Raw genomic sequence first — 24,696 nt, forward strand, 5'->3', positions numbered from 1 at the left:
CAGCGGGGTTTCAAGTGAAGCCCCGCTGAAAGACCACCTGGGAGAGCAGACGTGCAGCCGACATTTCTTGCCGCTTCGCCTTTTTTACCGCTTATCGGTCTAAGCGTTCTTCTTCTCGTCGTGCATGTCCTGTTACAGGGGATGACGGCGACCAAAGAACTGGGGCGCGAATGGAATGCCGGTCCTAGAGACGGTGAGCAGAAGCCACAGGGCAAGCTCTCCGGTCGCGCTTCGCGCGCATCGGCGAATTTCCGGGAGACCTATCCGGCTTTTGTGGCACTCGCCTTCGGCGTTATCATGGCGGGTGACCCATCCGGGCTAGCGCTTATCGGTGCCTGGCTGTGGCTGATCTGCCGTGTTGTCTATATCCCGCTTTATCTCACGGGCGTTCCTTATATCCGCTCGTTCGTCTGGCTGGGCTCCATGCTTGGTCTGGCGCTCATGTTTATCGTGCTGATGTTCTGAAGGCGGCTCGTGATGCATCAATATATTGTCGAACTTGCATCCCTGATGGCGATCTTCGCTTTTGCAATCGTATCGCCGGGCGCAGATCTGGCGATGGTTATGCGCCAGGCGATGGTACACGGGCGCAAGCAGGCCATCATTACCAGCTTCGGCGTGGGAACATCGCTGATGTTCCACGTCACCTATACGATCCTCGGACTTGGCCTCATCATTTCCCAGTCGATCTATCTCTTCAACATCGTCAAATGGCTCGGCGTTGCCTATCTGATTTACATCGGCATCAAGGCGCTGCGCGCCGGCAAGACCGAATTGCCCGCCGCTGAAGCTGAGGGCGTTCAGACGAAAAGCAGCCAGACGGCCCTCAAGGCTTTCACGCTCGGTTTTGCCGCCAATGCGCTCAATCCCAAGCCGGTGTTTTTCTTCCTGTCGATCTTTTCGACGGTGGTTCACGCGCATACGCCTGTTGGCATCAAGTTCGGATACGGGCTCGTCATGGCAAGCTGCCTTATCCTGTGGTTCGTCGGCGTCAGCCTGTTCATGACGACGCCGCGCATGCGTGCTGCATTTCAGCGCGCCAGCCAATGGATCGACCGCACCAGCGGTGTGGTCTTCATCGCTCTCGGTATAAAACTCGCAACTGAAAAAGCGGCCTGAGTTTCAGGTCAAACGGAAGCAGGGCGGTTCAAAATCCTGCCCGATATCAATCAGGAACAAAGATATGGCATATGATGTAGTTGTAATCGGCACAGGCCCCGGCGGTTATGTTTGCGCGGTCAAGGCGGCACAGCTCGGCCTGAAGGTCGCTGTCATCGAAAAGCGCGCGACCTATGGCGGCACCTGCCTCAATGTCGGCTGCATTCCCTCCAAGGCGCTGCTGCATGCTTCCGAAACCTTCGCGCATGTCGCCCACGGCGTCGATTCGCTCGGTATCGAAGTTGCTGCGCCTAAGCTTAATCTTGAAAAGATGATGGGCCATAAGGACGGCGTGGTGAAGGCCAATGTCGATGGCGTTGCCTTCCTGTTCAAGAAGAACAAGATCGATGCGTTCCAGGGTACCGGCAAGGTGGTTTCCGCCGGCAAGGTTTCTGTCACCAACGAGAAGGGCGAGACACAGGAAATCGAAGCGAAGAACATCGTCATCGCAACGGGTTCTGACGTTGCCGGCATTCCCGGTGTGCAGGTCGATATCGATGAAAGCGTCATCGTGTCGTCTACCGGCGCAATCGCTCTCTCCAAGGTTCCGGAAAAGCTGATCGTCGTCGGCGGCGGTGTGATCGGCCTCGAACTCGGTTCGGTCTGGTCGCGTCTTGGCGCCAAGGTGACCGTTGTCGAATATCTCGACAACATTCTCGGCGGCATGGATGGTGAAGTTTCCAAGCAGGCGCAGCGTCTGCTCGCCAAGCAGGGCCTCGATTTCAAGCTTGGCGCCAAGGTGACGGGTGTTGAAAAGACCGCCGCTAGCGCGAAGGTAGTGTTTGAGCCGGTCAAGGGCGGCGCTGCCGAGACGCTGGAAGCAAACGTTGTACTCATCTCCACCGGCCGCAAGCCCTACACCGAAGGCCTCGGCCTCGCGGAAGCTGGCGTCGTTCTCGACAGCCGCGGCCGCGTCGAAATCGACGGCCACTTCAAGACCAATGTAGACGGCATCTACGCCATCGGTGACGTGGTGAAGGGCCCGATGCTGGCGCACAAGGCGGAAGACGAAGGCGTTGCGCTTGCTGAAATCCTCGCGGGCCAGCACGGCCACGTCAATTACGATGTCATTCCGGCCGTCGTTTATACGCAGCCGGAAGTGGCTTCCGTCGGCAAGACTGAAGAAGAACTTAAGGCGGCCGGCATCGCCTATAAGGTCGGAAAGTTCCCCTTCACCGCCAATGGCCGCGCCCGCGCCATGCAGGTTACGGATGGTTTCGTGAAGATCCTTGCCGACAAGGAAACCGACCGGGTTCTCGGTGGTCATATCGTTGGTTTCGGTGCCGGCGAAATGATCCACGAAATCACGGTGCTGATGGAATTCGGCGGTTCTTCGGAAGATCTCGGCCGCACCTGCCATGCGCATCCGACCATGTCGGAAGCGGTGAAGGAAGCAGCGCTCGCGACCTTCTTCAAGCCGATCCACATGTGATCGGCGTTTAAGCCCGACGCTCGAATATTAAATTTCTGTCATCTGCTGAACCCCGGCTTGCCATGCAGGCCGGGGTTTCCCATACTCGCGCTACGGCCTGTCTAACCTTTTGATAAAAGGCAATAAAATGGCGCATCCTACTCAAGTTTCCTTCTCCATTCCGCAGCGTGTCATTCATTGGGCAATGGCGCTTCTGATCTTCTTCAACCTTTTGTTTCCTGACGCCATGGCCCATGCCTACCGGCAGATGCGGCGGGGTGAAACATTGACGTCGGATCAGATTTCCTCGGCTAATATTCACGCCTATGTCGGCTTTGCAGTCCTGCTGCTCGCGGTTCTGCGCCTCTGTCTGCGTTTCTTCCAAGGTGTGCCGCCGCATCCAGCTGAAGAACCGCGACCGTTTAAGATTGCCGCCAAGGTGGCGCATTTCACCTTCTATGTCCTGTTCTTCATTCTGCCCCTTTCCGGCATTGCTGCTTATTACTTTGGTATTGCAACGGCAGGAGAGTTGCATTCGGGTCCCTTCAAGGCTGTGATGTGGGTGCTGATTGCGGGCCATGTCGCCGCCGTTCTGGTTCACCAGTTCTACTGGCGCACCAATGTTCTAAAGCGCATGACCCACGGTTGAGCGGCGGTTTGTCGCGTTTTCTGTTCGACGGAAAAAGAAGATGGTGGTCCCTGTCGCAGCGTGCGGCTGGGGTTCAGGGATGCGAAACATCGAAGATGTATTGCCGGGCGCCGACTGGTGCGATCGCTTTCAGGGGGACATGATGACGCCGGGAGCGACCTCGCTCGATGTGAGCAGGCTTCTCCTCGATCATCCTCCGGCATGGATTAGCGCGCTGATGGCACTTCGAAACCCTGTCGTCTCGCTTTTCGGCTTAAAAACGGTCGAGTTGGTGGCCGGCGCTTCGGCGGGTGGATTTCCGGTTCTGTCGTCAAGCCGGGAGCGGACAGTGCTGGGTTTCGATGACCGTCATCTCGATTTCCGGATCGTCGTTGATCTCGAAGAAAAGGTAGCCACCAGCTGGTGAATGTCACCACCATCGTCCGGCGCAAGAACTTGTTCGGGCGGCTCTATCTTCTTGCCGTCGGGCCGTTTCACCGCCGTATCGTGCCGGCGACGATGCGGCCGTTCTGCGCCAATGTCCGGCCTGTCAGCACAGGAAACTGAGTGGTTCAGTCAACCCGCGTGAGTGTGAAACCCTTTGCGCGCAACAGTTCGACTAGGCCTTCCTCGCCCGGGAGATGCAGCGCGCCGACGGCCATGAAGACATCGCCCTTGGCAAGTTCTGGTGTGGCCCTGTCAGCCATGACATGATTGCGGTCGGTGATGATGCGTTGTTCGAAGGCGGCATAGCCCTGTTCGTTTTCTGCCGCTGCCTTCTTGGGGTCCAGGCTTTTCAGCATGGGCATGGTCATGCCAATATCGCCGGCGACGTAGAGATCGGTCATGGTCGTCATTACGTCATCCATGCGGTCGCCCAGTTCGAGCGTCTCGATCAGCGCCTGCAAATGAAATTCCATCGGCAGTTCAGACATGGCTGTCAATTGTTCGACCATGGTCTCCAGCCCGACGAGACGCTTTCCGTCGGCAATCGCGTCTTCGGCCAGCTTTTTGTCGAGAAAGGAAAGACCCGTTGCCTTGCGGGCAAACTCGCAGGCGGGAAGGGCAACGAAGCTTGAGAGCATCCAGGGCTTCATGCGCGAGACCGCATTCAGCGGAATGCCGCGCTCCTTCAGGCCTTTTTCGAGGCGCGCAACATTATCGGGCGACAGGATGTCGGTAATCGATTTGCCATCCAGAAACATGGTGAGTTCGGGCTTGCTCAGCAGCGAGGTCGCGACCTTCTTATCGTCAACGATTTCGTCCGACTCCACGATAACGGTCGTGGCTTTCTCGAAGGCGGGGCTGGCGGCCGCAGGCATCTCCAGAACACGCGGATCGGTGACATGCATGGTGCCAAGAAGATAGGATGGGGCCGTGCCGGCCTTTTCGATGCGCCAGAAATTGCCCTTGCCGTTCGGGATCGCGGCTGCTTCCTGTTCGATCTTTGCGAAAGCTTGCGGATCGGTCTTGCGCATCTCCACGAGAATATCGCTGCCCGTGCAGGTGATCTTCCGCTCTGTGGCCCCCGCTTCACTGAGTGACAGCAAGGTCATGAGCAGGATGGCAACGGCGGTAACATGGAGGGCGGCCAGCAGCCAGAGCAGGGCGTCGCCTGTCTTGCCCATCAGGGTGGCGGTGAGATTTTGAGGTTTTATCAGGCTGTTCATCGGTCCAATCCGGTTCTTGTTCGCTTATAGAACGGCGGTTTGGACGTCTGGTTAATATCTATGGTTAACCATTTCCTGCTTCATGCGCGAGGGTGCGCGTTGTCGTAGATTTCCAGCAATCTTGCAGTATCGACACCGGTATAGACCTGGGTGGTGGAGAGGCTGGCATGGCCGAGCAGTTCCTGAATGGTGCGCAGATCCCCACCGCCGGCCAAAAGATGGGTGGCGAAGGAATGGCGCAACGCATGCGGGGTGGCGTTTTCCGGCAGGCCGAAAGCGCCGCGCAGCTTCTGCATTTCACGCTGGATGATCGCAGGCTGAAGCTTGCCGCCGCGTGCCCCGAGGAACATCGGTTCGTCGGCCGACAGGGCAAAGGGGCAGAGCTTTTTGTATGTATCGACCGCTTCCGTCACCACTGCGAGCAGCGGCACGATCCGCGTCTTGTTGCCCTTGCCGGTGATGCGCAGGCTCCGCGCTCCGGGTGGGAAATCGGCCGGGGTAAGACCCAGCGCCTCGGAAATGCGAAGACCGCAGCCATAAAGCAGCGACAGGACCGCAGCGTTGCGGGCTGCGATCCAGGGTTCTTCGTTCAACTGTGCCTCGGCCGTGGTGATTTTAAGCGCCTGACGGTCGGTCAGCGGCTTCGGCAGGGATTTCGGCTGTTTTGGCGCGCGCATTGCAGTGGCGCCGGCCGCATTGACGAGTCCCTTTTTCTGCAGGTGGTGCAGCAGCGAGCGCAGACCCGCCAGATGCCGCCCAAGCGACCGCGCGCCGGCGCCCTCCTTTCGTCTGTTGGCCAGAAAGGCGCGAAGATCAACGGGGCGCAGATCGGCAATATCGACTATGGAGGCTGGTTTGCCGATGTAGCCGGTCAGGAACGTCAGAAATTGCCGCGTATCGCGCTCATAGGCTTCCACGGTGTTGTCGGAGAGGCGGCGCTCGCCTGCAAGCGCCGTCAGCCAGGCTTGGCGCTCGGCGAGCAGATCGGGTTCGGCAAATGTCAGGATTTCGGTCACGCGGCGCTCCATTCCACGATTCGAAACTAAGCGCTTATGGTCAGCATTTGGTTAAGAGGTGGACTTTGCGGGGCGCGCCCACTACATCCGGGCGGTTTCCTTTTTCCTGTCGCCGGGGCATGGTCGCCACATCATGGCAAAAGATTCGTCCGATCTGTTTGGGGCTCTGTTCGACCCGCCGTCGCCCACGCGCACGGTGCCCGTTCTTGTGCCCATGCCGGCGCCCGGGCCCTATAGCTACGCTGTGCCTGAAGATATGGTGGTGGAAACTGGTTCCGTCGTTCAGGTGCCACTTGGTCCCCGGCAGGTGTTCGGGGTGGTGTGGGACGATACTGGCGAAAAGGGTGTTGACCCCAAAAAGCTGCGGCCCATCACCAAGAGTTTCGAGTGCCCGCCGCTGAAGGCGGAAATGCGCCGCTTTGTGGATTGGGTCGCCGCCTACACGCTTTCTCCGCCCGGCCTCGTGGCGCGCATGGCATTGCGGGCGCCCGCCGCTTTCGATCCCGAACCGATGATCGAGGGGCTGCGGCTGACCGAGGGCAGGCCGGAGCGCCTGACCCCGGCCCGCGAGAGGGTGATGGAGCTGGCGGCCGAAGGGCACGGCTGGACGAAGAGCGGGCTTGCCCATGCTGCCGGTGTTTCAACCAGCGTTATTGACGGGCTTGTGAAACAGGGCGTGTTCGAGACGATCTTCCTGCCCGCGCCGCCAGTGGTGCCCGAGCCTGACCCTGATTATGTCGAGCCGCGTCTGGAAGGACCGCAGAAACAGGCCGCTTCGGAGATACTCGAAGATGTGCGCAAGGGCGGTTTTCACGTCTCGCTCGTTGATGGCGTGACCGGCTCTGGCAAGACCGAGGTCTATTTTGAGGCCGTGGCCGAAACGCTCAGGCAAGGCAGGCAGGTCCTCATCCTGCTGCCCGAAATCGCGTTGACGGCGGCGTTTCTGGAGCGTTTTCAGGATCGTTTCGGCGCGAAACCGGCCGAATGGCATTCGGACCTGTCGCCGCGGATGCGCGAAAAGGTCTGGCGGCAGGCGGTGACCGGCGAGGTGAAGGTGGTGGCCGGAGCGCGTTCGGCGCTTTTCCTGCCGTTCGACAATCTTGGTCTTATTATTGTCGATGAAGAGCACGACCCCGCTTACAAGCAGGAAGATCGCGTCTTCTATAATGCCCGCGACATGGCGGTGGTGAGGGCGCGGATCGCCGAATTCCCGGTCGTGCTGGTTTCGGCCACGCCTTCGGTGGAAAGCCAGGTCAACGGCAGCTCGGGGCGTTACAACACTATTCACCTGCATACGCGTTTCGGCGATGCGGCGATGCCTGACCTGCATCTTGTCGATATGCGTCGCCATCCGCCAGAGCGGGGAGGTTTTCTATCTCCCGTTCTGCTGCGCGGGATCGGCAAGACGATCGAAAAGGGTGAACAGGCGCTGCTGTTTCTCAATCGACGCGGTTATGCGCCGCTGACGCTCTGCCGCGTCTGCGGCCATCGCTTTCAGTGCCCGCAATGTTCCAGCTGGCTGGTGGAGCACCGGTTCCGCAATCAGTTGCAGTGCCATCAGTGCGGCCACAGCGAGCCCACCCCCGACCATTGCCCGGAATGTGGCACCTTCGATCATCTGGTGGCCTGCGGTCCGGGGGTGGAGCGCATCGCCGAAGAGGTGGAGAAACACTTCCCCGATGCCCGCACCATTGTACTCTCTTCCGATCTCATGGGCGTCAAGCGGCTGCGGCTGGAACTGGAGGCGATCGTCAAAGGGGAGGCGGATATCGTCATCGGCACGCAGCTCGTCGCCAAGGGGCATAACTTCCCGCTGATGACGCTCGTCGGCATCGTCGATGCCGATCTAGGCCTGGCCAACGGCGATCCGCGGGCGGCGGAGCGAACTTTCCAGCTGCTTTCGCAGGTGACGGGGCGAGCCGGACGAACGGGGCGTAAGAGCCATGGCCTGCTCCAGACCTATCAGCCGCAGCACCCGGTCATGCAGGCCATCGTTTCGGGTGATGCTTCTGCCTTTTACGAAAGGGAGATCGTGGAGCGCGAAAAGGCCGTGCTACCGCCCTTCGGACGGCTTGCCTCAATCATCGTTTCGGCCGATACGCGCGGAGAAGCCGAAACCCATGCGCGAGGTCTGAGGGCGGCCGCCCCGCAGGTTACCGGCATCATGCTGCTCGGCCCGGCGGAGGCACCCTTGGCGTTGATCCGCGGCCGTCACCGTTTCCGCCTTCTCGCGCACGGGCGGCGCAATTCCGACATGCAGACCTTCCTTCGCACATTGCTGGCCAATGGCCCGAAAGAGCGCGGCAGCGTCCACGTGCAGCTCGATATAGATCCGCAAAGTTTCCTTTGAAACTCGCCAACGGGCGTTTTCCCGCTGTCATGACCGTGTCATAACGCAGCAGGCAATCAAAGATGATTTGGGGAACGAGATGGAGTTTTATTTTCCCGCCGAGTTTGGCGAGCAGCTGGCTTTCGGCGCAGCGGTGGTATCGGTCGTGATGGGCCTTTTTTTCATGTTTGCACCGGGCGTCACGCTGCGCGCCTTCGGTTTGCAGCCGGCTGGCGAGCGCAGGGACGGTTATGTGCTCGTGCGGTCGTCGCTGGCGGGGTTCTATCTCGGTCTGGGCGCTGCCGCCCTGCTTCTCGCACAGCCGATGGTCTATCTCGCCTTCGGTGCGGCATTCGGCCTCAGCGTGTTCGGCGGCATTCTTTCCATCCTCTCGGATGGTGGCGCAACCATGCGGAATTTCTTACTTCTGGTTGTGCACTTTCTGCTCTCCGCACTCGCGTTGAGCTATGTCTTCGGGCTGGTCTGAAGCGGGCTTTTGGGCTTTTGTGCCGCAGATGCGCCGCATCCTGAGCGAAAACGGAAAATTTAAACGCATTCCCCCTTGCCCAAACGGCGCTTTCCGCTATTACGCGTGTTGCGAGTCCCGGCGTCCTATGCTAGACGGACCGCGAAATTGGGAAAAGGCAGGGGGGAATTCCGGTCTTTTTCGGGGAAATTGAAACGATTTCAAGAATTTGATGCGGTGGAGCCCCATCGCTGAGGGTCTTGGACGATTAGCAGGGAAAAAGTGCCCGTGGCAGACACCTCCCAGGGAACATCCGGTGTAGCGGAAAGGTATGCGTCGTCGCTTTTCGAGCTTGCTTTGGAAGCGGGTACGGTCGAAGCGGTTCAGGCCGAACTGGACAAGTTTGGCGCACTTCTCGACGAAAGCGACGATTTAAAGCGTCTGGTTGCGAGCCCGGTGTTTTCCGCCGAGGATCAGTTCAAGGCAATCACCGCTATCTGCGAAAAGGCCGGTATCTCCGGTCTCGCTCTGAATTTCCTCAAGGTTGTTGCGAATAACCGCCGTCTCTTCGCCGTTCCCGGCATGATCCGCGCCTACCGCACCATCGCTGCCGCCCATCGCGGCGAAATCACCGCCGAGGTCACCTCGGCACATGCGCTCGACGAGGCGCAGGAAACTGAACTGAAAGCGGCGCTGAAGAGCGTTACCGGCAAGGATGTGACGATTTCCGTTACCGTCGACCCGTCGATCCTCGGTGGTCTGATCGTCAAGGTCGGCTCCCGCCAGATCGATACGTCTCTTCGCACCAAACTTTCCACCCTTAAGCTTGCACTGAAAGAGGTTGGCTGATGGATATCCGCGCCGCGGAAATTTCCGCAATTCTGAAAGATCAAATCAAAAATTTCGGCAACGAGGCGGAAGTCTCGGAAGTCGGCCAGGTGCTTTCCGTCGGTGACGGTATTGCTCGCGTTTACGGTCTCGACAATGTTCAGGCTGGCGAAATGGTCGAGTTTCCGGGCGGCATCCGCGGCATGGCGCTCAACCTCGAAGCCGACAATGTCGGCGTGGTTATCTTCGGTTCCGACCGTGACATCAAGGAAGGCGACACCGTAAAGCGGACTGGCGCTATCGTTGACGTTCCCGTGGGTCCGGAACTGCTCGGCCGCGTCGTTGACGCGCTCGGCAACCCGATCGACGGCAAGGGCCCGATCAATGCCGTCAAGCGTTCGCGCGTTGACGTCAAGGCTCCTGGCATCATTCCGCGCAAGTCGGTTCATGAGCCGATGTCGACCGGCCTCAAGGCCATCGACGCGCTCATCCCGGTTGGCCGCGGCCAGCGCGAGCTTGTGATCGGCGACCGCCAAACCGGCAAGACCGCGATCATTCTCGACACGATTCTGAACCAGAAGGCCATTCACGACAATGGTCCTGACGGCGACAAGCTTTATTGCGTCTACGTCGCTATCGGTCAGAAGCGTTCGACCGTTGCCCAGTTCGTGAAGGTTCTGGAAGAGCGCGGCGCACTGCAGTATTCGATCATCGTTGCTGCGACCGCTTCCGATCCGGCTCCGATGCAATACCTCGCACCGTTCGCCGGTTGCGCCATGGGCGAATACTTCCGTGACAACGGCAAGCATGCTCTTATCGGTTACGACGACCTTTCCAAGCAGGCCGTTGCCTATCGTCAGATGTCGCTTCTGCTGCGCCGTCCTCCGGGCCGCGAAGCTTATCCGGGCGACGTTTTCTACCTCCACTCCCGTCTTCTCGAGCGCGCTGCAAAGCTCTCCGACGAAATGGGCGCTGGCTCGCTGACGGCTCTGCCTGTCATCGAAACCCAGGGTAACGACGTTTCGGCCTTTATTCCGACCAACGTGATCTCGATCACTGACGGCCAGATCTTCCTCGAAACCGACCTGTTCTATCAGGGTATCCGCCCGGCTGTTAACGTCGGTCTGTCGGTTTCGCGCGTTGGCTCCGCCGCTCAGATCAAGGCGATGAAGCAGGTTGCCGGCTCGATCAAGGGTGAACTCGCCCAGTATCGCGAAATGGCCGCTTTTGCCCAGTTCGGCTCGGACCTCGATGCTTCCACGCAGCGCCTGCTTAACCGCGGTGCTCGCCTGACCGAGCTTCTGAAGCAACCGCAGTTCTCGCCGCTCAAGACGGAAGAACAGGTTGCGGTGATCTTCGCTGGTGTCAACGGCTACCTCGACAAGATCCCGGTCGCACAGGTCGGCAAGTTCGAGCAGGGTTTCCTCTCCTACCTCCGCTCGGAAGGTAAGGCGATCCTCGACACCATCCGCACGGAAAAGGCTATCAGCGACGATACCAAGGGCAAGCTCAAGGGCGCTCTTGATACCTTCGCCAAGTCTTTCTCTTAAATCAGGGCTCTTTTACTCGGACGGATAACGGATGCCTTCACTAAAGGATCTGAAAAACCGCATTGCCTCTGTTAAGGCGACGCAGAAGATTACCAAGGCGATGAAAATGGTCGCCGCGGCGAAGCTTCGGCGCGCCCAGGAAGCTGCGGAGGCCGCCCGGCCTTATTCTCAGCGCATGAGCGCCGTTCTTGCCAACATCGCGAATGCGGTCGAGGCGGACGTTGCTCCGGCGCTGATGACCGGCACCGGCAAGGACGACGTGCATCTGCTCGTCGTCTGCACGGCTGAGCGTGGTCTTTGCGGCGGTTTCAACTCGCAAATCGCCCGTTTTGCCCGCGATCACGCCCGCAAGCTGATTTCGGAAGGCAAGACGGTCAAGATCATCACGGTCGGCAAGAAGGGTTACGACGCCCTGCGTCGCGAATTTGCAGCCAACATTATCGAGCGCATCGAACTGCGCGACGTGAAGAAGGTCGGTTTTGAAAATGCCGACCAGATCGCCAAGAAGGTGATCTCGCTCTTCAACGCCGGCGAGTTCGATGTCTGCACGCTGATCTATTCGGAATTCAAGTCCGTCATCAGCCAGATCCCGACCGGCCTGCAGCTCATTCCGGCCGCAACGCCTGTTGTGGAAGAGGATGCCGCGACGCAGAACGCCGTCTACGAATATGAGCCGGATGCGGCTTCTATTCTGGAAGACCTTATTCCGCGCAACATTTCGGTTCAGGTTTTCCGGGCTCTGCTCGAAAACGTTGCCGGTGAAATGGGCGCCAAGATGAGCGCGATGGATAACGCAACGCGCAATGCCGGTGAAATGATCAACAAGCTGACGCTGTCCTACAACCGTCAGCGTCAGGCTCAGATCACCAAGGAACTCATTGAAATCATTTCGGGCGCGGAAGCGCTCTGAGGTAAGGAAAGAGGGTAAGGATAATGGCTAAGGCAGCTACCCCCAAGAAAACCGCAGCGGTGAACGGCGCGGGCAAGGTTACCCAGGTTATCGGCGCTGTTGTCGACGTGGCGTTCGAAGGCGAACTGCCTCCGATCCTGAACGCGCTCGAAACCGAGAACAACGGCAACCGTCTGGTTCTGGAAGTCGCGCAGCACCTCGGTGAAAACGTCGTTCGCACGATCGCCATGGACTCGACCGAAGGTCTGGTTCGTGGTCAGTTCGTTTCGAACACCGGCGCTCCGATCTCCGTTCCGGTTGGTCCGGAAACGCTCGGCCGTATCATGAACGTCATCGGCGAGCCGGTTGACGAAGCTGGTCCGATCGTGACCGCCTCCAAGCGCGCCATCCACCAGGACGCTCCTGCTTACGTCGAACAGTCGACCGAAGCGCAGATCCTCGTCACCGGCATCAAGGTCGTCGACCTTCTGGCTCCTTACGCCAAGGGCGGTAAGATCGGCCTGTTCGGCGGCGCCGGCGTTGGCAAGACCGTTCTCATCATGGAACTCATCAACAACGTTGCTAAGGCACATGGCGGTTACTCGGTATTCGCCGGCGTTGGTGAGCGTACCCGTGAAGGTAACGACCTCTACCACGAAATGATCGAATCGAACGTCAACAAGCTCGGCGGCGGCGAAGGCTCCAAGGCTGCGCTGGTTTACGGCCAGATGAACGAGCCGCCGGGCGCTCGCGCTCGCGTCGCTCTGACCGGTCTGACGATCGCTGAGAACTTCCGCGACGAAGGCCAGGACGTTCTGTTCTTCGTGGACAACATCTTCCGCTTCACGCAGGCTGGTTCGGAAGTGTCGGCTCTTCTCGGTCGTATTCCTTCGGCCGTGGGTTATCAGCCGACGCTCGCAACCGACATGGGTCAGATGCAGGAACGCATCACCACCACGACCAAGGGTTCGATCACCTCGGTTCAGGCTATTTACGTTCCCGCCGACGACTTGACCGACCCGGCTCCGGCCACCTCGTTCGCCCACCTGGACGCAACGACGGTTCTGTCTCGTTCGATCGCTGAAAAGGGCATCTACCCGGCTGTTGACCCGCTCGACTCCACCTCGCGTATGCTCGACCCGATGATCGTCGGCGAAGAACACTACGAAGTGGCTCGTAAGGTTCAGTCTACCCTGCAGCGCTACAAGTCTCTTCAGGACATCATTGCCATCCTCGGCATGGACGAACTGTCGGAAGAAGACAAGCTGACGGTTGCCCGCGCCCGCAAGATCGAGCGCTTCCTGTCGCAGCCGTTCTTTGTTGCTGAAGTCTTCACCGGTTCGCCGGGCAAGCTGGTTGCTCTCGAAGACACGATCAAGGGCTTCAAGGGCCTCGTCAACGGCGAATACGACAATCTGCCGGAAGCCGCCTTCTACATGGTCGGTTCGATGGAAGAAGCCATCGAAAAGGCAAAGAAGCTGGCTGGCGAAGCTGCTTGATGATGAATTGGCGGGCGCGTGGTTTAACCGCGCGCCTCGCTGGCAATGGCGGCGAAACCCGAATGGTGATGCCGGCGTTGTAACGAATAATTCGTGACGCCCGCGTAATTGAAAAGAAGTGAATAGCCATGGCTGACAGTTTCAAATTCGATCTCGTTTCCCCGGAGCGTCTGCTCGTTTCCGAAACGGTTACGGAAGTCGTCATCCCGGCTACGCTGGGTGAAATGACGGTTCTGGCCAATCATGCGCCGACGATGACCACGATCAAGCCGGGTCTTGTGACGGTGAAATTTGCCTCTGGCGAAACACACAAATACGTCGTGTTTGGCGGTTTTGCCGATATTCTGCCGACCGGCTGCACGCTTCTCGCGGAATCCGCTGTTTCGGCTGACGATATGTCTCCCGATACGCTTCAGAAGCGCATCGATGCGGCCAAGGCCGAAATCCAGGAAGGCAATCATCACCACGAACATCTGACCAAGCTTGAAAAGCACCTCTATGAGCTGACGAACCTGCATGAGGTTCTCGTCGCTGCTTGAAAGTACCGGGCGGGTTCGAAAGAATGACTGCCCACAAAAAACTAGAAGCAGAAAGCGGCCGTTTCGGTCGCTTTTTTGTTTTTAGCTGTCTCTCCCGCTTCTGTTGCTAGAGCCCTATCGGGTCGTCGCCTTGCCAGGCTCATTACGGGGAATTGGCTCGCATCTGCCGAAATCGATTCCGATTTTGTGGGTGATAGGCTAGATGTGAAAGGGAAGGGAATGTCGCTTTATCCATCACAGACCGATATGGTGGTGCGTTTCCCGTCATGGAGGAATGATCGTCGTGTCGGTGGAAGCAAGTTATCGAAGGGTTGCCAGAACCGCATTGCGGGAGGGCGCACTTGCCACAGGTGAGCGTGCCGTGCCGGAAGAAATCCCGGTTGCTTTTTCTTATGGCGGTAGCACCCATGCCGTGATGATGGCCAGCCCTGCCGATCTCGTCGATTTTGCCGTCGGCTTCAGCCTTACCGAGGGCATCATATCGATGCGTTCCGACATTCAGGCTATCGAAGTGATTGAAGCGGGACAGGGTTACGATGTCCAGGTGGATTTGACGGATGCCGAGGCCGATGCCCTGCGGGCGAGACGACGGCATATGGCAGGTCCGGTGGGCTGCGGTCTCTGCGGCATTGAGTCGATAGAACAGGCGGTGCGTGTCGTGCCGGATTTGAGCGGCTTGAAATCGTCGGTCCACGGCAATGATGTGGTTGCGGCTGTGAAGGCGCTGAACGATGGGCAAACCCTCAATCGTGAAACAAGGGCCGTTCACGGCGCAGGGTTTTATAGTCCGCGTGAGGGGCTTTTGGCGGTACGCGAAGATGTCGGCCGTCACAATGCGCTGGATAAATTGGCCGGCGCGGTCGTGAATGCGGGCTTTTCCGCGCAGACGGGTATTGTGGCCGTTACCAGCCGCCTGTCGGTGGAGATGGTGCAGAAGACGGCGATTCTCGGCTGCCCGGTTCTCGCGGCGATCTCCGCACCCACGGCGCTTGCGATCGAAACTGCCGATAAGGCGGGCATTACACTCGTTGCTTTGGTCCGGGGTGAAGACTTCGAAATCTTCACCCGTGCGGACCGTATTAGCCTGTAACCCCGGCATGGGGCTTCGGCATATGCGGATTTAGAATTCCGCCCATTCCGCCGCCATGTTACCGGGCGCCCTTGCTGTGGCATATCGCGGCTGAGGTGTCGGCAGCCGGGTTATGCTGGCGGGTTTTTTATCGATGGGCTGGGCGGGTGCTAGCTGTGCCTCGCCGGATATTCTGAACTGTCGCAGCAATTCGTAGAGGTTGTCGGCCTCACTGGCGAGACCGTGGCTGGCGGCAGTGGTTTCTTCCACCATGGCGGCGTTTTTCTGGGTCGCCTGATCCATGACGTTGACGGCCTGGTTGATTTCCCTCAGCCCGTTCGCCTGTTCGCGCGATGCTTCGACGATCGCCGAGACATTGACGTCGATTTCACCCATCTGCGACTGAATATCCCGCAAGGCCTCACCGGTTCTGCCGACAAGATCGACGCCATTGGCGACCTGTTCGCGGGAGGTGTTGATCAGCGACTTGATCTCCTTGGCTGCCACGGCGGAGCGTTGGGCCAGCTCGCGCACTTCCTGCGCCACGACGGCGAAACCCTTGCCGGCCTCCCCGGCGCGGGCGGCTTCTACCCCGGCGTTCAGCGCCAGGAGGTTGGTCTGGAAGGCGATGTCGTCGATTACGCCAATGATGTTGGTGATTTCGCCGGAAGAACGCGAAATCGCATCCATGGCGGAAATTGCCTGCTGAACGACATCGCCGGAATGTTCGGCATGTTCTCTCGTCCGCAGCACCAGCTTGCCAGCCTCACCGGCGCGACGGCTGGCATCGGTCACGGTGGTGGTGATTTCCTCCAGTGCAGCGGCAGTTTCCTCCAGCGAGGCCGCCTGTTGTTCCGTTCGTTGCGAAAGCTGATCGGCGGCGATGCGGATTTCGCCGGAGCCGGAGGCGATGGTCGAGGCATTGTGAGATATCGTCTGCATGGTGGCCTGCAGCTTGCCGACGACCTCATTGAAGTCCGCCCGCAGTTTCTCCATGCTGGGGACGAAACCGGTGTCGAGGCGCTGCACAAGGTCGCCCTCGGCGAGTGCGCGCAGGGCGTTGGCAAGCACGGTGATGGCGCTCATGCGCGGCGTGACGTCGGTGGCGAATTTTACCACTTTCACGACTTTTCCGGCCTCATCCAGGACCGGGTTGTAGGCGGCCTGGATCCATATTTCCTTGCCGTTCTTGCCATAGCGGACAAATTCGTCCGAAATGAATTCTCCCGATGCCAGTCGCTGCCAGAAATTGGCGTAAGTGGGGGATGCCGTATAGGCCGGATCGCAGAACATGCGATGGTGCTTGCCCTCGATCTCCTTCAGATCGTAGTTCACCGTTGCACAGAAATTCGGGTTGGCGGTGATGATCGTGCCGTCAGGGAAAAACTCGATGGTCGCCTGAGAGCGCGATAGCGCTTCCAGCTTGCCTGCGTCTTCTATGGCCTTGATCCTCTTGGCGGTGATGTCAGTCGCGATCTTGACGACTTTGTAGGGCTTGCCCGAACGGAAGACGGGGTTATAGGAGGCTTCAATCCAGATGGCTGATCCATCCTTGCGAATACGGCGATACTCGCTCGCCTGAAATTCACCGCGCGCAAGAGATTCCCAGAATTCTTGATAGGCGTGCGATGCGGCAATCTCCCTGTCGCAGAACATGCGATGGTGCTTGCCGACGATTTCTGCGAGATCGTAACCCAGCGTCATGCAGAAATTCCGGTTTGCGGTGAGAATATTACCTTTGAGATCGAATTCTATGACCGCCTGCGATCTGGATATCGCATCGAGCATATTTCGGTTATCTGCGCTTTTCCCTAACCCCAGCATTAACGTCCCCCAAATATCGGTCGACGGAGCGGCTCGCAGCACCCAAGGTGTGGTCCACGCCGTATCATGTTGAACAACGGACAGGTTTTGCCGCCACGGGCGGCAATGCAGGCACTTGCGACTTTTGTGGCCTTCGTCAGCTATCGAACCCGGGTGAATATGATGTGGGTGAGGTACTGTTCGCCGGCTTTTAATATTAGATATCTATAATATTAAAATGTTCTTATTTAAGTTGTAAGATGAACGACAAAACAAAAAAACCGCCGGAGGGCCCGGCGGTCTGGTTCTGTTGTCGATGACAGCTGTGAAACACTTGCTTCAGACTGTAGTCACCTGATCAGGCGGCAAGGTCTTCGGCTTCGGTTCCCTTGAACATCTTAGCGAGGTTCAGGAAGCAGATCATACCGTGTTCGTTGGCGATGATGCCTTCGGAATAGGACTTGTCGAAAGAGGCGGAGATTTCCGGAACGGGCTGCACCTGGTTTGCCGGGATCGTGAGGATATCGGAAACGCGGTCAACAAGCATGCCGATAACCATGTTGTGCACTTCCGCCACCACGATGGCGCTTCGTTCATTGGCGACGGTGCTCTTCATGCCGAGCTTGTGAGCCAGATCGATGATCGGAATGACCGAGCCGCGCAGGTTCATGACACCGATGACATCTTTCGGTGCGTGGGGAATGGGCGTGGAAGGCGCCCAGCCGCGAATTTCGCGAATGGTCGTCGTCTTCACGCAGAACTCCTGATCATGCAGGCGGAATGCGATGATTTCGAGCGTCTCACCGCCAAAATTGGTAGAGTTAATCATTGCCATCAGAATTCTTCCCAATGCTCGCTGTGGAGGCCGGCGCAAGTGCACCGACACTTGCATATGCGGGTTTGGCGTTCTGCCTGGTGCCTGAACAGCCGGAAATACTATTTCCGTCTTCAATGGAAGAGTCGTACCACGAGATGGTTTCGCAAACCTAAATGCGAAGCCGTCTCAATATTCCTTCTCGTAAAATATCCCGGCCGCGCCTTCGCCATTGCCGCCTGCTTCGCCGCGCAGCTTCACGCCGCGCCCGACATCGAGGTTGATGATCGCTTTTGCGCCGGAGTCGCCGCTCTGCTGCAGCTCGAGATAGGTTCTTTCATTGAGATACTTACCAGCGGAAACACGGGCCTGTCCCTCGGAATCCGTGGAAATATCGAGATCGTCGACGCCGAGATTGCTTCTAAGCTTGTCGAACAGCGAGGTGGAGCGTCCACCGGCCAGCTGGGCGGCGGCATCGGCCAGACGCGCGATCTGCAGGGCAGAGAGTTTCGACATCGACTGTCCGAAAATCAGCTGTGCCATCACCTCGTCCTGCGGCAGGGCAGGGGCGGAGGAGAAGGCAAAGGTCGGGTCGTTGGCGTTGCCGGAAACAGATACGGTGACCGTGGTCGAACCGACCGCCGAGTCTGCCTTCATATCGAGAACCGGGACGAGGCCGCCACCAAAGGTGATATTGCCCGTTGTGAAATCCAGCCGGCGGGTAAGGATTTCCAACCGGCCTCGGCGCATTTCAAAGCCGCCCGAGATGACGGGAACGGCGGCGGTGCCGCGGATGGTCAGATTGCCGGTCAGTTCGGCATCGATGCCTCGCCCGCGCACGAAGATGCCGCTCGGCGCATTTACCTTGAGATCGAGATTGATGGTGGAGGAACTGCCGCTTCCGCCCTGGTCCGCTCCGAGTGCCTTGGCCTGGGCGCGCACTTTTGGCGGCGCGTTCTTGTGCTTGACATCGATCTCCGTCAGCGAGGCCGGAAGTTTCTCAGGAATGGTGATGGCGCTTCTGTCGAGAGTGAGGTTGCCACCAAGTATTGGCGAATTCAGCAGCGGCCCTTTCAGAGTCAGCGTGCCGCTCACCACCGTCGTCACCAGCGTGCCGTCGTTATAACCGGCGCGATCCAGCGTGATGGAAATATCGGCGGGAAAACCAGAGCCGCCGGTTATGCCGATGTTGCCGGTGCCCGAGATCGTTCCGCCACCGGCGAGCTTGCCCGTCAATCTGGAAATGACGGCACGGTCGCGATCGAAGGTGACCGTTGCGCCCAGGCCATTGATCGTCAGGTTCCGGCGCACATCTGTCAGGCGTGTGCCATCGGTGGTGATGCTGCCGGTCACGACAGGTGCGGAAGCGGTGCCGGAGATCTTGACGTCGATGGCGGCGGTACCGTCCACATCCAGGCCCTGTGCTGCGGTTTGCGCGGCAACTGCGGTGAAAGGCAGCCGACCGGAAAAAGCCATGGAAAGCGGGCGATTGCCGGCGATGCCAAGCGAGCCGCCGCCGGAAAGGGACATGCCGCCCTGACCGCTCACGTTGGTTTCGATCTGCAGGCTGCCGCCGGCAAACCGGCCGTTCGCCTTGATGCCGAGTGCCGCGAGCCCCGAGGCGCGGGTCTGCGCGACCTCGGCATTGGCCCAGTTCAAATCATAATCAACCGAGGGGTCGGATGCCGCACCCTTGGCGCTGACCGTGCCGGATATGCTGCCTGCTGCATCCAGCCCGGCAGCAAAGGCGTTTGCCAGGTTCGCGGGAAGCGAGCGGATATCGGCCTTGATATCAAGGGTCGAGCCGGCGGTACCGTTGACCACCACACGCCCATCTCCCGTGATGATGGTCAGATCGGCGATTCGAGCCGTGCCGTTCTGGACGGCGATGGTGCTTGGTTTTTCAAGCCGCACCGCAATTCCCCTGGGTGCTGCCGAAAAGGCGTCGACCCGCACCGTCATCGGTGATCCACCAGTATCCGCGCTGCCTTTCACCACCAGCGGCGCATTGTCATAACGGCCCGTGACATCGAACGCGGTCATCGTGCCGGAATGTCCGATGGTGGCATTCAGGCCTGAAATCGCAGCCGTTCCGGTATTGACGCTGTCGGCGCTGACCTTGCCATTGATGGCGAGCGCCTGAAGGTCATCGATGGAAATATCGGCGGCCAGCTTTGAAATCGTCGTCGTGCCTTGGCGGATGCTGCCGCCATTTGCCTTTATCGTTGCTGCGATCTTGCCATTGGCGTTGCTCAGCGCGATATCGCCGGCAATATCGCCATCCGCCTGCTGGGCGGCGAGTGCGGCCAACAGGGCGAGATCGGGGAAATTGAAGGAGAGATTGCCCGTCGGCAGGAACTGCTGCGAAAATTGCAGCTTCCCGTCCAAGATGTTGCGACCCACCGCGATATGAAGTTCGGGTATTGCCGTGCCATTTTCGGTCTGCACCACATTGGCGTTGGCGTCGATCTTCTGCCGGTCGAGGCTGCCGCTGGCCGTCAGCTTTGCCTGCGGTGCGGCCGGGTCGGCCTTGCCGGCGGCATTGACCTTCAGTGCTTCGAGTTTTCGCCCGGCAAGGACGGCACTTTCAGAACTCAGGGTCACGTTAAAATCGGGTGCGGCAAGCGCGCCGCTGGCCTCGATCGCAAAATCGGCGAGGCCCTTCGCCTGCGGCGTCAGCTTTTCGAGCGCGGGGAACTTACCTGTGAGATCGGCTTTCAGTTCCTCATTTTCGAGGCTGACATTCCCTGCCGCCTCGATCGTACCGGACTTGATGACGAGGTTCTCGACGCTGATGCGTCCGCCGATAATCAGGTCGATATCCCCCTGGAGGGCGATGGTTGTGTCGAATTTTTCCGCGAGCGAGGGCGGAAGCGTGGCGGGCAGCGCAAAGAGTTGAACGCTTGAGGTCAGGTGGTTGTCGGCGAGATCGAAATTGCCGTTCAGTGTGCCGCCGACACTCGCACTTTCCAGCGTCGCGCCGTTAAAAGCGATGGCGGACGAGGTGAGGCTGAGCGGTGCCTTGATGGTGAGAGGTGCACGTACCAGCCGGTCGATATCGGGACTGACAAAGGATGATTGCGCCACCGACAGGACGGTGGCGATCGTGCCGCTGCGGTTGGCGATATTGAGATCGGTGCTCTCTGCGGTCAGTTTGACATCGCCAAGCCGACCCTGTGGTAGCGCAAGGCTGCGCAGGGAAACGGTGGTGTTGAGGTGAGCGGCGTCTGCGCCACCCTTCAGGGAAAGATCAAGGCCGTTGATGAGGGCCTGGATTTCACCATTGCCGAGCGGCCAGCGGAAATCCACGGGGCCGGCGGTGCCGATGAGATTGGCGGCAAGATCGTTCTGGCCGTTCGGATCGACGGTGCCCCATGCCGTCAGCAGCAGCGTGCCGGTCTCAAGCGTACTGCTGCCGATTTCGATGCGGCCCTGCGGGGAGAGTGTGGCATTCGCATCAAGCTTCGTCTCACCGGCAAAAAGCTGGCGGAAGGCAGGCGGCAGCAGCAGATCGGGCTTACCGCCGCCCGCAATCTCGATACGGCGCGTTCCGTCATCACCAAGGAGATGACGACCGGTGACGTTGAGCACCGCATTGCCGGCGACATTGCCGCGCAGCGTGCCCGTCCAGTTGGAAAGCGGGCCTTCGCCATTGAGGTCTATCGCCACCGCAGGCGTGCCGGGAAGCGAAAGCAGCGTAGCGAGCAGGCCGCCTTCGGGTTCCTTCATCTCCGCTTTCAGCTTCAGCACGTTCTCATTCGGCAGGAAAGCAACGTCGGCATTGATCTCCGCATCCACGGCATTGCGCCTGTGAGCGGTCAGTGAAAGCCGCATGTCGTCCTGGGCGGCCTTGAGGTTGCCTTCCACCGTCAGATCGAAGGGGCGGCCGAGAAGTGATTGCCCAAGGCTGATATTCGGAAAGTTGAAATTATCGATGACGATTTCAACAGGAAGCGAAGAATTGCCGGAGTTTTTGCTGGTCGTCTGCTGAGCGGGCAATGGTTGGCGCTCGACATCGACCGATGCAGCCGAGACGCGATCGGCATGGAAGGTGCCGGCAAGCAGCGACAGCGGCGACCAGTCGACGGCGATCTGGTTCACGCGAGCATAAGGGCCCTGCCGGTCGGAAAGGGTGACATTATCAAGCCGCAGCCGGCCGGTCAGAAGGCCGGCCGGAGGAGAAATCTCGATTGTCTGATCGGGTGTCGATACGAGTGATGCAATCTGCTTTGCGGCAATCCGGGCGCCCATCGGCGTAAAACCGACGAACAGCGCCGCAAGCAACACCAGCACCACGCATAACAGTGCAGCGTAACCCAGCCATCTCAGCAATCGAATCAACGTTTTCATCAAGGGTAAACTACACTCTGTTGCAAGGGTGTTCGACTGCGGCGTTTAAAAAGACTGGCCGATGCCAGCATAAATGCCGAAATTGTTGCCGCCGTCGTATTTTTCAAGCGGCATGGCGACATCGAGACGCAGAGGCCCGAAGGGCGTCACGTAACGCAGACCGATACCGGCACCAGCCCGGATATCGGAAAAATCGGGAGTTACTTCATCCGAAACCACACCGGCATCAATGAAGGGCACGATGCCGATCGTATCGGTGACCTTGATGCGGGCCTCAACGGAGCCGACCACATAAGAACGACCGCCGGTCGCGTCACCCGCTGCATTATAGGGCGAAATTTCCTGGTAGCTGTAGCCGCGCACCGATCCGCCGCCACCGGCGTAAAAGCGCCGTGTGGTCGGAATGTCCTGCAGATCGCTGCCACCCACCAGAACGCCACCAGAGAGCTTTCCGGCCATGATCAGCCTGTCTTCTGCACCAAGCCCCTTGTAACCGGTGATGGAGCCCTCGAAGGAGGAGAAGAACGTACCGTTCAGCGCCTCATAGCTCGGCTTGGCGGCAAGAGATGCCCGAAAACCTTCGGTGGGATTCAGCTTGTCGTCGCGTGTATCGCGAACGAATTCAAGCGGTATCGATGTGGTCAGATATTCGTTCTTGCCGAAAGCGTCGTCGGTGTTGGCCCATTGCACCTCGAGGCCGGCCGCAGCCGTATCGGTGTCGTTCAGCTCATAGGCGAAACCGGCCGTGCCCGTCAGCGTCTTGGCTTCATAGGTATCGGGATGCTCGGTCTTGGCAATCAGGCTGGTCTTGAATGTGGTGCGCGGGTTGAACATGCCGGGCTTGGTGAAGGTGATGCCCGCCGAATAATCCATGCCGTCAATGCTCGATGCCTCGGCGATGCGCGAGACCGAGCCTTCGATACGTAGCGATTCCGCCTGTCCGAAGAGGTTCCTGTGGCCCCAATACCCCTGGAGGCCGATGCCTTCCGTGGTGGAATATTGCGCGCCGACACCGAAATAACGGTGCTTGCCTTCGGACACTTCGATGGTGAGCGGGATGGAGCCGTCGCGGGCGAGCGTTCCAGCTTCCTTGATCGTCAGGCTGGAAAAGACGCCGAGCTGGCGCAGGCGGTCGGCGGCCTTGCGCAGCTTTTCCGGGGAATAGGGCTCGCCGCCATTGAGGCGTGAATAACGGCGGATGAAGTCGCCATCGACGGTTTTTTCACCCGTGACGGTGACTGCACCGAGCGGCGCAATGGGTCCACCTTCGGCCGCCATCGTAATGTCGACGGTATTCGTCGCATGGTTTGCGACGGCCTCGCGTTTCGTCAGTTTCGCGAGCGGCCGGCCTTCCGCCTTCAGATCATCGATCAACTTGTTGCCGGCGCGGATGATTGCCAGCGATCCGGCATCGCCGCCGTTGATCAGGCCGTATTCCTCAAGATTTCGGCCCGTTACATCACCCTCAAGGCGGACGTTGCCGAGCGTGAATTTCGGGCCCGGCGTCACCGTTATGACCACGGGTACGGGCGCGCTGTGATCGAAAACCGGATTGGGAGGCAGGTCGTCAACGTTTTTCCCGGCCACGGTGACATTGACGATGCCGCCGTAACGGGCGTTTTCATAAAGTGCCGCGATCAGCCTGTCCCTGTCATCCCGCGCCTTTATCAGAAGGCCGAGATCGCCGGAGGCAGGTTTGTCCTTGTCGGCCAGAAGAAGCGAGCTATTTTCCAGACTATCCCTGAGGGACTTGTCGGCGTCGGCAGCGTCAAGCGTGACAGCATATTTGACCGGGTTGATAACCTCGACCTCCGGTTCTTCCGAACCCCAGAGGCGCACACCGAACAGTTTGAAGGCAAAGGCATCACGGGCAAACGCCGGATACAGGGCGAGCGTCACAGCAACCGCAAGAGCGGTGCCAGCTTTCCGATACGCAATACCTGTCTTCGGGTTAGTCCGTGTTCTTCGCATAAGCTGCTTTATGGTTGAGCATTTATTGTCGCCCTAACCCGTTTCCTCTCCGTTAACATTGCAATTTAATCATAAATAAACGGCGTTGAGCACCCTTTGACCTGCGTTTTGATGCCCATAACGCAAAAAGCCCCGGGTGACCGGGGCTTCTGTGCAACGGTATTTCGCGATGCGATTAGCGGCAACGTGCCGTGTAACGCTGACCGTACTGGTCGCGATAATAGCAGTAGCCCGGCTCGGAAGCGTTGCCAATCAAAGCACCACCGACGCCACCGATCGCTGCGCCAACAGCTGCACCACGAACGTTGCCAGTGACCGCGCCACCGATAACGGCGCCGGAAACGGCACCAATCGAAGCACCCTTTTCAGTCTGCGTGCAGCTTGCGAGCGACAGGCCGACCAGCGCAAATATGATTGCCTTTTTCATGAAACTCTCTCCAACGTTACAATGAGCTCTTTGGCTCGGTAGGCGTCCCATATTTATCTGCGGCGACTGCTACCTCCGACCGCCACAGATAACTAACAATTCGATATCGTTTAGGGAAGCCTAGACTTGAGGCATTCCTGCGAGCGTAAATCGATTGTGCCCCAAACAACGGCGCGGCGCGAAAAAGGTTCCAAAATTCCGGTTTTTTGATGTGAATCAATTTTGTGCTTTTCATCAGTGTCTATAAACGGTTTATTGGAATGGTTCAAAACAACGGCG

19 protein-coding genes and 1 pseudogene are annotated in these 24,696 nt (G+C 58.9%); 13 read left to right on the forward strand and 7 right to left on the reverse strand.

What is annotated here, in order from left to right:
- Positions 1-51: 51 nt before the first annotated feature.
- From ACFVTJ_RS20505 to ACFVTJ_RS20525, 5 genes and pseudogenes are all read left to right on the forward strand, one after another.
- On the forward strand, positions 52-465 hold the full coding sequence (locus ACFVTJ_RS20505; protein ID WP_386910443.1) for an MAPEG family protein: 414 nt from the start codon (positions 52-54) through the stop codon (positions 463-465).
- A gap of 12 nt (positions 466-477) precedes the next feature.
- Positions 478-1,119: a LysE family translocator gene (locus ACFVTJ_RS20510; RefSeq protein ID WP_386910444.1), complete on the forward strand. Its 642-nt coding sequence runs from the start codon at positions 478-480 to the stop codon at positions 1,117-1,119.
- 64 nt (positions 1,120-1,183) lie between these two features.
- Entirely contained in the window at positions 1,184-2,590 is a 1,407-nt protein-coding gene (gene lpdA / locus ACFVTJ_RS20515) for a dihydrolipoyl dehydrogenase (protein WP_386910445.1), read from the forward strand.
- A 127-nt stretch (positions 2,591-2,717) separates the two neighbouring features.
- On the forward strand, positions 2,718-3,218 hold the full coding sequence (locus tag ACFVTJ_RS20520; RefSeq protein WP_386910446.1) for a cytochrome b: 501 nt from the start codon (positions 2,718-2,720) through the stop codon (positions 3,216-3,218).
- Positions 3,219-3,297: 79 nt separating this feature from the next.
- A pseudogene (locus ACFVTJ_RS20525) lies at positions 3,298-3,786 on the forward strand (DUF2867 domain-containing protein).
- Here the strand turns inward: ACFVTJ_RS20525 and ACFVTJ_RS20530 are convergent.
- Positions 3,770-4,867: a TraB/GumN family protein gene (locus ACFVTJ_RS20530; RefSeq protein WP_386910447.1), complete on the reverse strand. Its 1,098-nt coding sequence runs from the start codon at positions 4,865-4,867 to the stop codon at positions 3,770-3,772. The pseudogene ACFVTJ_RS20525 and the gene ACFVTJ_RS20530 overlap by 17 nt on opposite strands.
- Before the next feature lie 80 nt (positions 4,868-4,947).
- Positions 4,948-5,895 (reverse strand): tyrosine recombinase XerC, encoded by a 948-nt coding sequence (locus ACFVTJ_RS20535; protein ID WP_386910448.1) that lies wholly within the window; start codon positions 5,893-5,895, stop codon positions 4,948-4,950.
- Positions 5,896-6,016: 121 nt separating this feature from the next.
- Between ACFVTJ_RS20535 and ACFVTJ_RS20540 the strand changes: the two genes are divergently transcribed.
- The 8 genes from ACFVTJ_RS20540 (at position 6,017) to fdhD (ending at position 15,073) form a co-directional block, all read left to right on the forward strand.
- Positions 6,017-8,233 carry a primosomal protein N' gene (locus ACFVTJ_RS20540; protein WP_386910449.1) on the forward strand — a complete coding sequence of 739 codons (2,217 nt, stop codon included), beginning with the start codon at positions 6,017-6,019 and terminating at the stop codon, positions 8,231-8,233.
- Positions 8,234-8,312: 79 nt separating this feature from the next.
- On the forward strand, positions 8,313-8,699 hold the full coding sequence (locus tag ACFVTJ_RS20545) for a phage infection protein (RefSeq protein ID WP_386910450.1): 387 nt from the start codon (positions 8,313-8,315) through the stop codon (positions 8,697-8,699).
- Between the two features lie 261 nt (positions 8,700-8,960).
- Positions 8,961-9,527 carry a F0F1 ATP synthase subunit delta gene (locus ACFVTJ_RS20550; RefSeq protein ID WP_386910451.1) on the forward strand — a complete coding sequence of 189 codons (567 nt, stop codon included), beginning with the start codon at positions 8,961-8,963 and terminating at the stop codon, positions 9,525-9,527.
- Positions 9,527-11,056 carry a F0F1 ATP synthase subunit alpha gene (gene atpA, locus ACFVTJ_RS20555; protein WP_386910452.1) on the forward strand — a complete coding sequence of 510 codons (1,530 nt, stop codon included), beginning with the start codon at positions 9,527-9,529 and terminating at the stop codon, positions 11,054-11,056. The genes ACFVTJ_RS20550 and atpA overlap by 1 nt, the downstream gene beginning before the upstream one ends.
- A gap of 31 nt (positions 11,057-11,087) precedes the next feature.
- A complete protein-coding gene (locus ACFVTJ_RS20560) occupies positions 11,088-11,966 on the forward strand; it encodes a F0F1 ATP synthase subunit gamma (protein ID WP_063948352.1) in 879 nt (292 codons plus the stop codon).
- Positions 11,967-11,989: 23 nt separating this feature from the next.
- A complete protein-coding gene (atpD, locus tag ACFVTJ_RS20565; RefSeq protein ID WP_386910453.1) occupies positions 11,990-13,444 on the forward strand; it encodes a F0F1 ATP synthase subunit beta in 1,455 nt (484 codons plus the stop codon).
- A 128-nt stretch (positions 13,445-13,572) separates the two neighbouring features.
- Positions 13,573-13,983 (forward strand): F0F1 ATP synthase subunit epsilon, encoded by a 411-nt coding sequence (locus tag ACFVTJ_RS20570; protein ID WP_006310765.1) that lies wholly within the window; start codon positions 13,573-13,575, stop codon positions 13,981-13,983.
- 274 nt (positions 13,984-14,257) lie between these two features.
- On the forward strand, positions 14,258-15,073 hold the full coding sequence (gene fdhD / locus ACFVTJ_RS20575; protein WP_386910454.1) for a formate dehydrogenase accessory sulfurtransferase FdhD: 816 nt from the start codon (positions 14,258-14,260) through the stop codon (positions 15,071-15,073).
- Positions 15,074-15,103: 30 nt separating this feature from the next.
- Here fdhD and ACFVTJ_RS20580 read toward each other — a convergent pair whose 3' ends face one another.
- From ACFVTJ_RS20580 to ACFVTJ_RS20600, 5 genes are all read right to left on the reverse strand, one after another.
- A complete protein-coding gene (locus ACFVTJ_RS20580; protein ID WP_386910455.1) occupies positions 15,104-16,840 on the reverse strand; it encodes a methyl-accepting chemotaxis protein in 1,737 nt (578 codons plus the stop codon).
- 373 nt (positions 16,841-17,213) lie between these two features.
- The gene (locus ACFVTJ_RS20585; protein WP_003504949.1) at positions 17,214-17,690 is read right to left on the reverse strand and encodes a chemotaxis protein CheW; all 477 of its coding nucleotides are present in this window, start codon (positions 17,688-17,690) and stop codon (positions 17,214-17,216) included.
- A gap of 168 nt (positions 17,691-17,858) precedes the next feature.
- Complete coding sequence (locus tag ACFVTJ_RS20590) at positions 17,859-22,019, reverse strand: translocation/assembly module TamB domain-containing protein (protein WP_386910456.1); 4,161 nt, start codon at positions 22,017-22,019, stop codon at positions 17,859-17,861.
- Between the two features lie 45 nt (positions 22,020-22,064).
- Positions 22,065-23,990 (reverse strand): autotransporter assembly complex family protein, encoded by a 1,926-nt coding sequence (locus ACFVTJ_RS20595; RefSeq protein ID WP_386910457.1) that lies wholly within the window; start codon positions 23,988-23,990, stop codon positions 22,065-22,067.
- A gap of 175 nt (positions 23,991-24,165) precedes the next feature.
- Complete coding sequence (locus ACFVTJ_RS20600; RefSeq protein ID WP_004443753.1) at positions 24,166-24,417, reverse strand: YMGG-like glycine zipper-containing protein; 252 nt, start codon at positions 24,415-24,417, stop codon at positions 24,166-24,168.
- Between the last annotated feature and the right edge of the window lie 279 nt (positions 24,418-24,696).

The sequence above is a fragment of the Agrobacterium sp. NPDC058088 genome (assembly GCF_042885035.1).
In the GTDB taxonomy this organism is placed as follows: domain Bacteria; phylum Pseudomonadota; class Alphaproteobacteria; order Rhizobiales; family Rhizobiaceae; genus Agrobacterium.

What these genes read in the sequence shown, in the direction of transcription:
- ACFVTJ_RS20510 (WP_386910444.1), top strand. Translation starts at nt 478, where the DNA reads ATGCATCAATATATTGTCGAACTTGCATCCCTGATGGCGATCTTCGCT.
- lpdA (WP_386910445.1), top strand. Translation starts at nt 1,184, where the DNA reads ATGGCATATGATGTAGTTGTAATCGGCACAGGCCCCGGCGGTTATGTT.
- ACFVTJ_RS20520 (WP_386910446.1), top strand. Translation starts at nt 2,718, where the DNA reads ATGGCGCATCCTACTCAAGTTTCCTTCTCCATTCCGCAGCGTGTCATT.
- ACFVTJ_RS20530 (WP_386910447.1), bottom strand. Translation starts at nt 4,867, where the DNA reads ATGAACAGCCTGATAAAACCTCAAAATCTCACCGCCACCCTGATGGGC.
- ACFVTJ_RS20535 (WP_386910448.1), bottom strand. Translation starts at nt 5,895, where the DNA reads ATGGAGCGCCGCGTGACCGAAATCCTGACATTTGCCGAACCCGATCTG.
- ACFVTJ_RS20540 (WP_386910449.1), top strand. Translation starts at nt 6,017, where the DNA reads ATGGCAAAAGATTCGTCCGATCTGTTTGGGGCTCTGTTCGACCCGCCG.
- ACFVTJ_RS20545 (WP_386910450.1), top strand. Translation starts at nt 8,313, where the DNA reads ATGGAGTTTTATTTTCCCGCCGAGTTTGGCGAGCAGCTGGCTTTCGGC.
- atpA (WP_386910452.1), top strand. Translation starts at nt 9,527, where the DNA reads ATGGATATCCGCGCCGCGGAAATTTCCGCAATTCTGAAAGATCAAATC.
- ACFVTJ_RS20560 (WP_063948352.1), top strand. Translation starts at nt 11,088, where the DNA reads ATGCCTTCACTAAAGGATCTGAAAAACCGCATTGCCTCTGTTAAGGCG.
- atpD (WP_386910453.1), top strand. Translation starts at nt 11,990, where the DNA reads ATGGCTAAGGCAGCTACCCCCAAGAAAACCGCAGCGGTGAACGGCGCG.
- ACFVTJ_RS20570 (WP_006310765.1), top strand. Translation starts at nt 13,573, where the DNA reads ATGGCTGACAGTTTCAAATTCGATCTCGTTTCCCCGGAGCGTCTGCTC.
- fdhD (WP_386910454.1), top strand. Translation starts at nt 14,258, where the DNA reads ATGATCGTCGTGTCGGTGGAAGCAAGTTATCGAAGGGTTGCCAGAACC.
- ACFVTJ_RS20580 (WP_386910455.1), bottom strand. Translation starts at nt 16,840, where the DNA reads ATGCTCGATGCGATATCCAGATCGCAGGCGGTCATAGAATTCGATCTC.
- ACFVTJ_RS20585 (WP_003504949.1), bottom strand. Translation starts at nt 17,690, where the DNA reads ATGGCAATGATTAACTCTACCAATTTTGGCGGTGAGACGCTCGAAATC.
- ACFVTJ_RS20590 (WP_386910456.1), bottom strand. Translation starts at nt 22,019, where the DNA reads ATGAAAACGTTGATTCGATTGCTGAGATGGCTGGGTTACGCTGCACTG.
- ACFVTJ_RS20595 (WP_386910457.1), bottom strand. Translation starts at nt 23,990, where the DNA reads ATGCGAAGAACACGGACTAACCCGAAGACAGGTATTGCGTATCGGAAA.
- ACFVTJ_RS20600 (WP_004443753.1), bottom strand. Translation starts at nt 24,417, where the DNA reads ATGAAAAAGGCAATCATATTTGCGCTGGTCGGCCTGTCGCTCGCAAGC.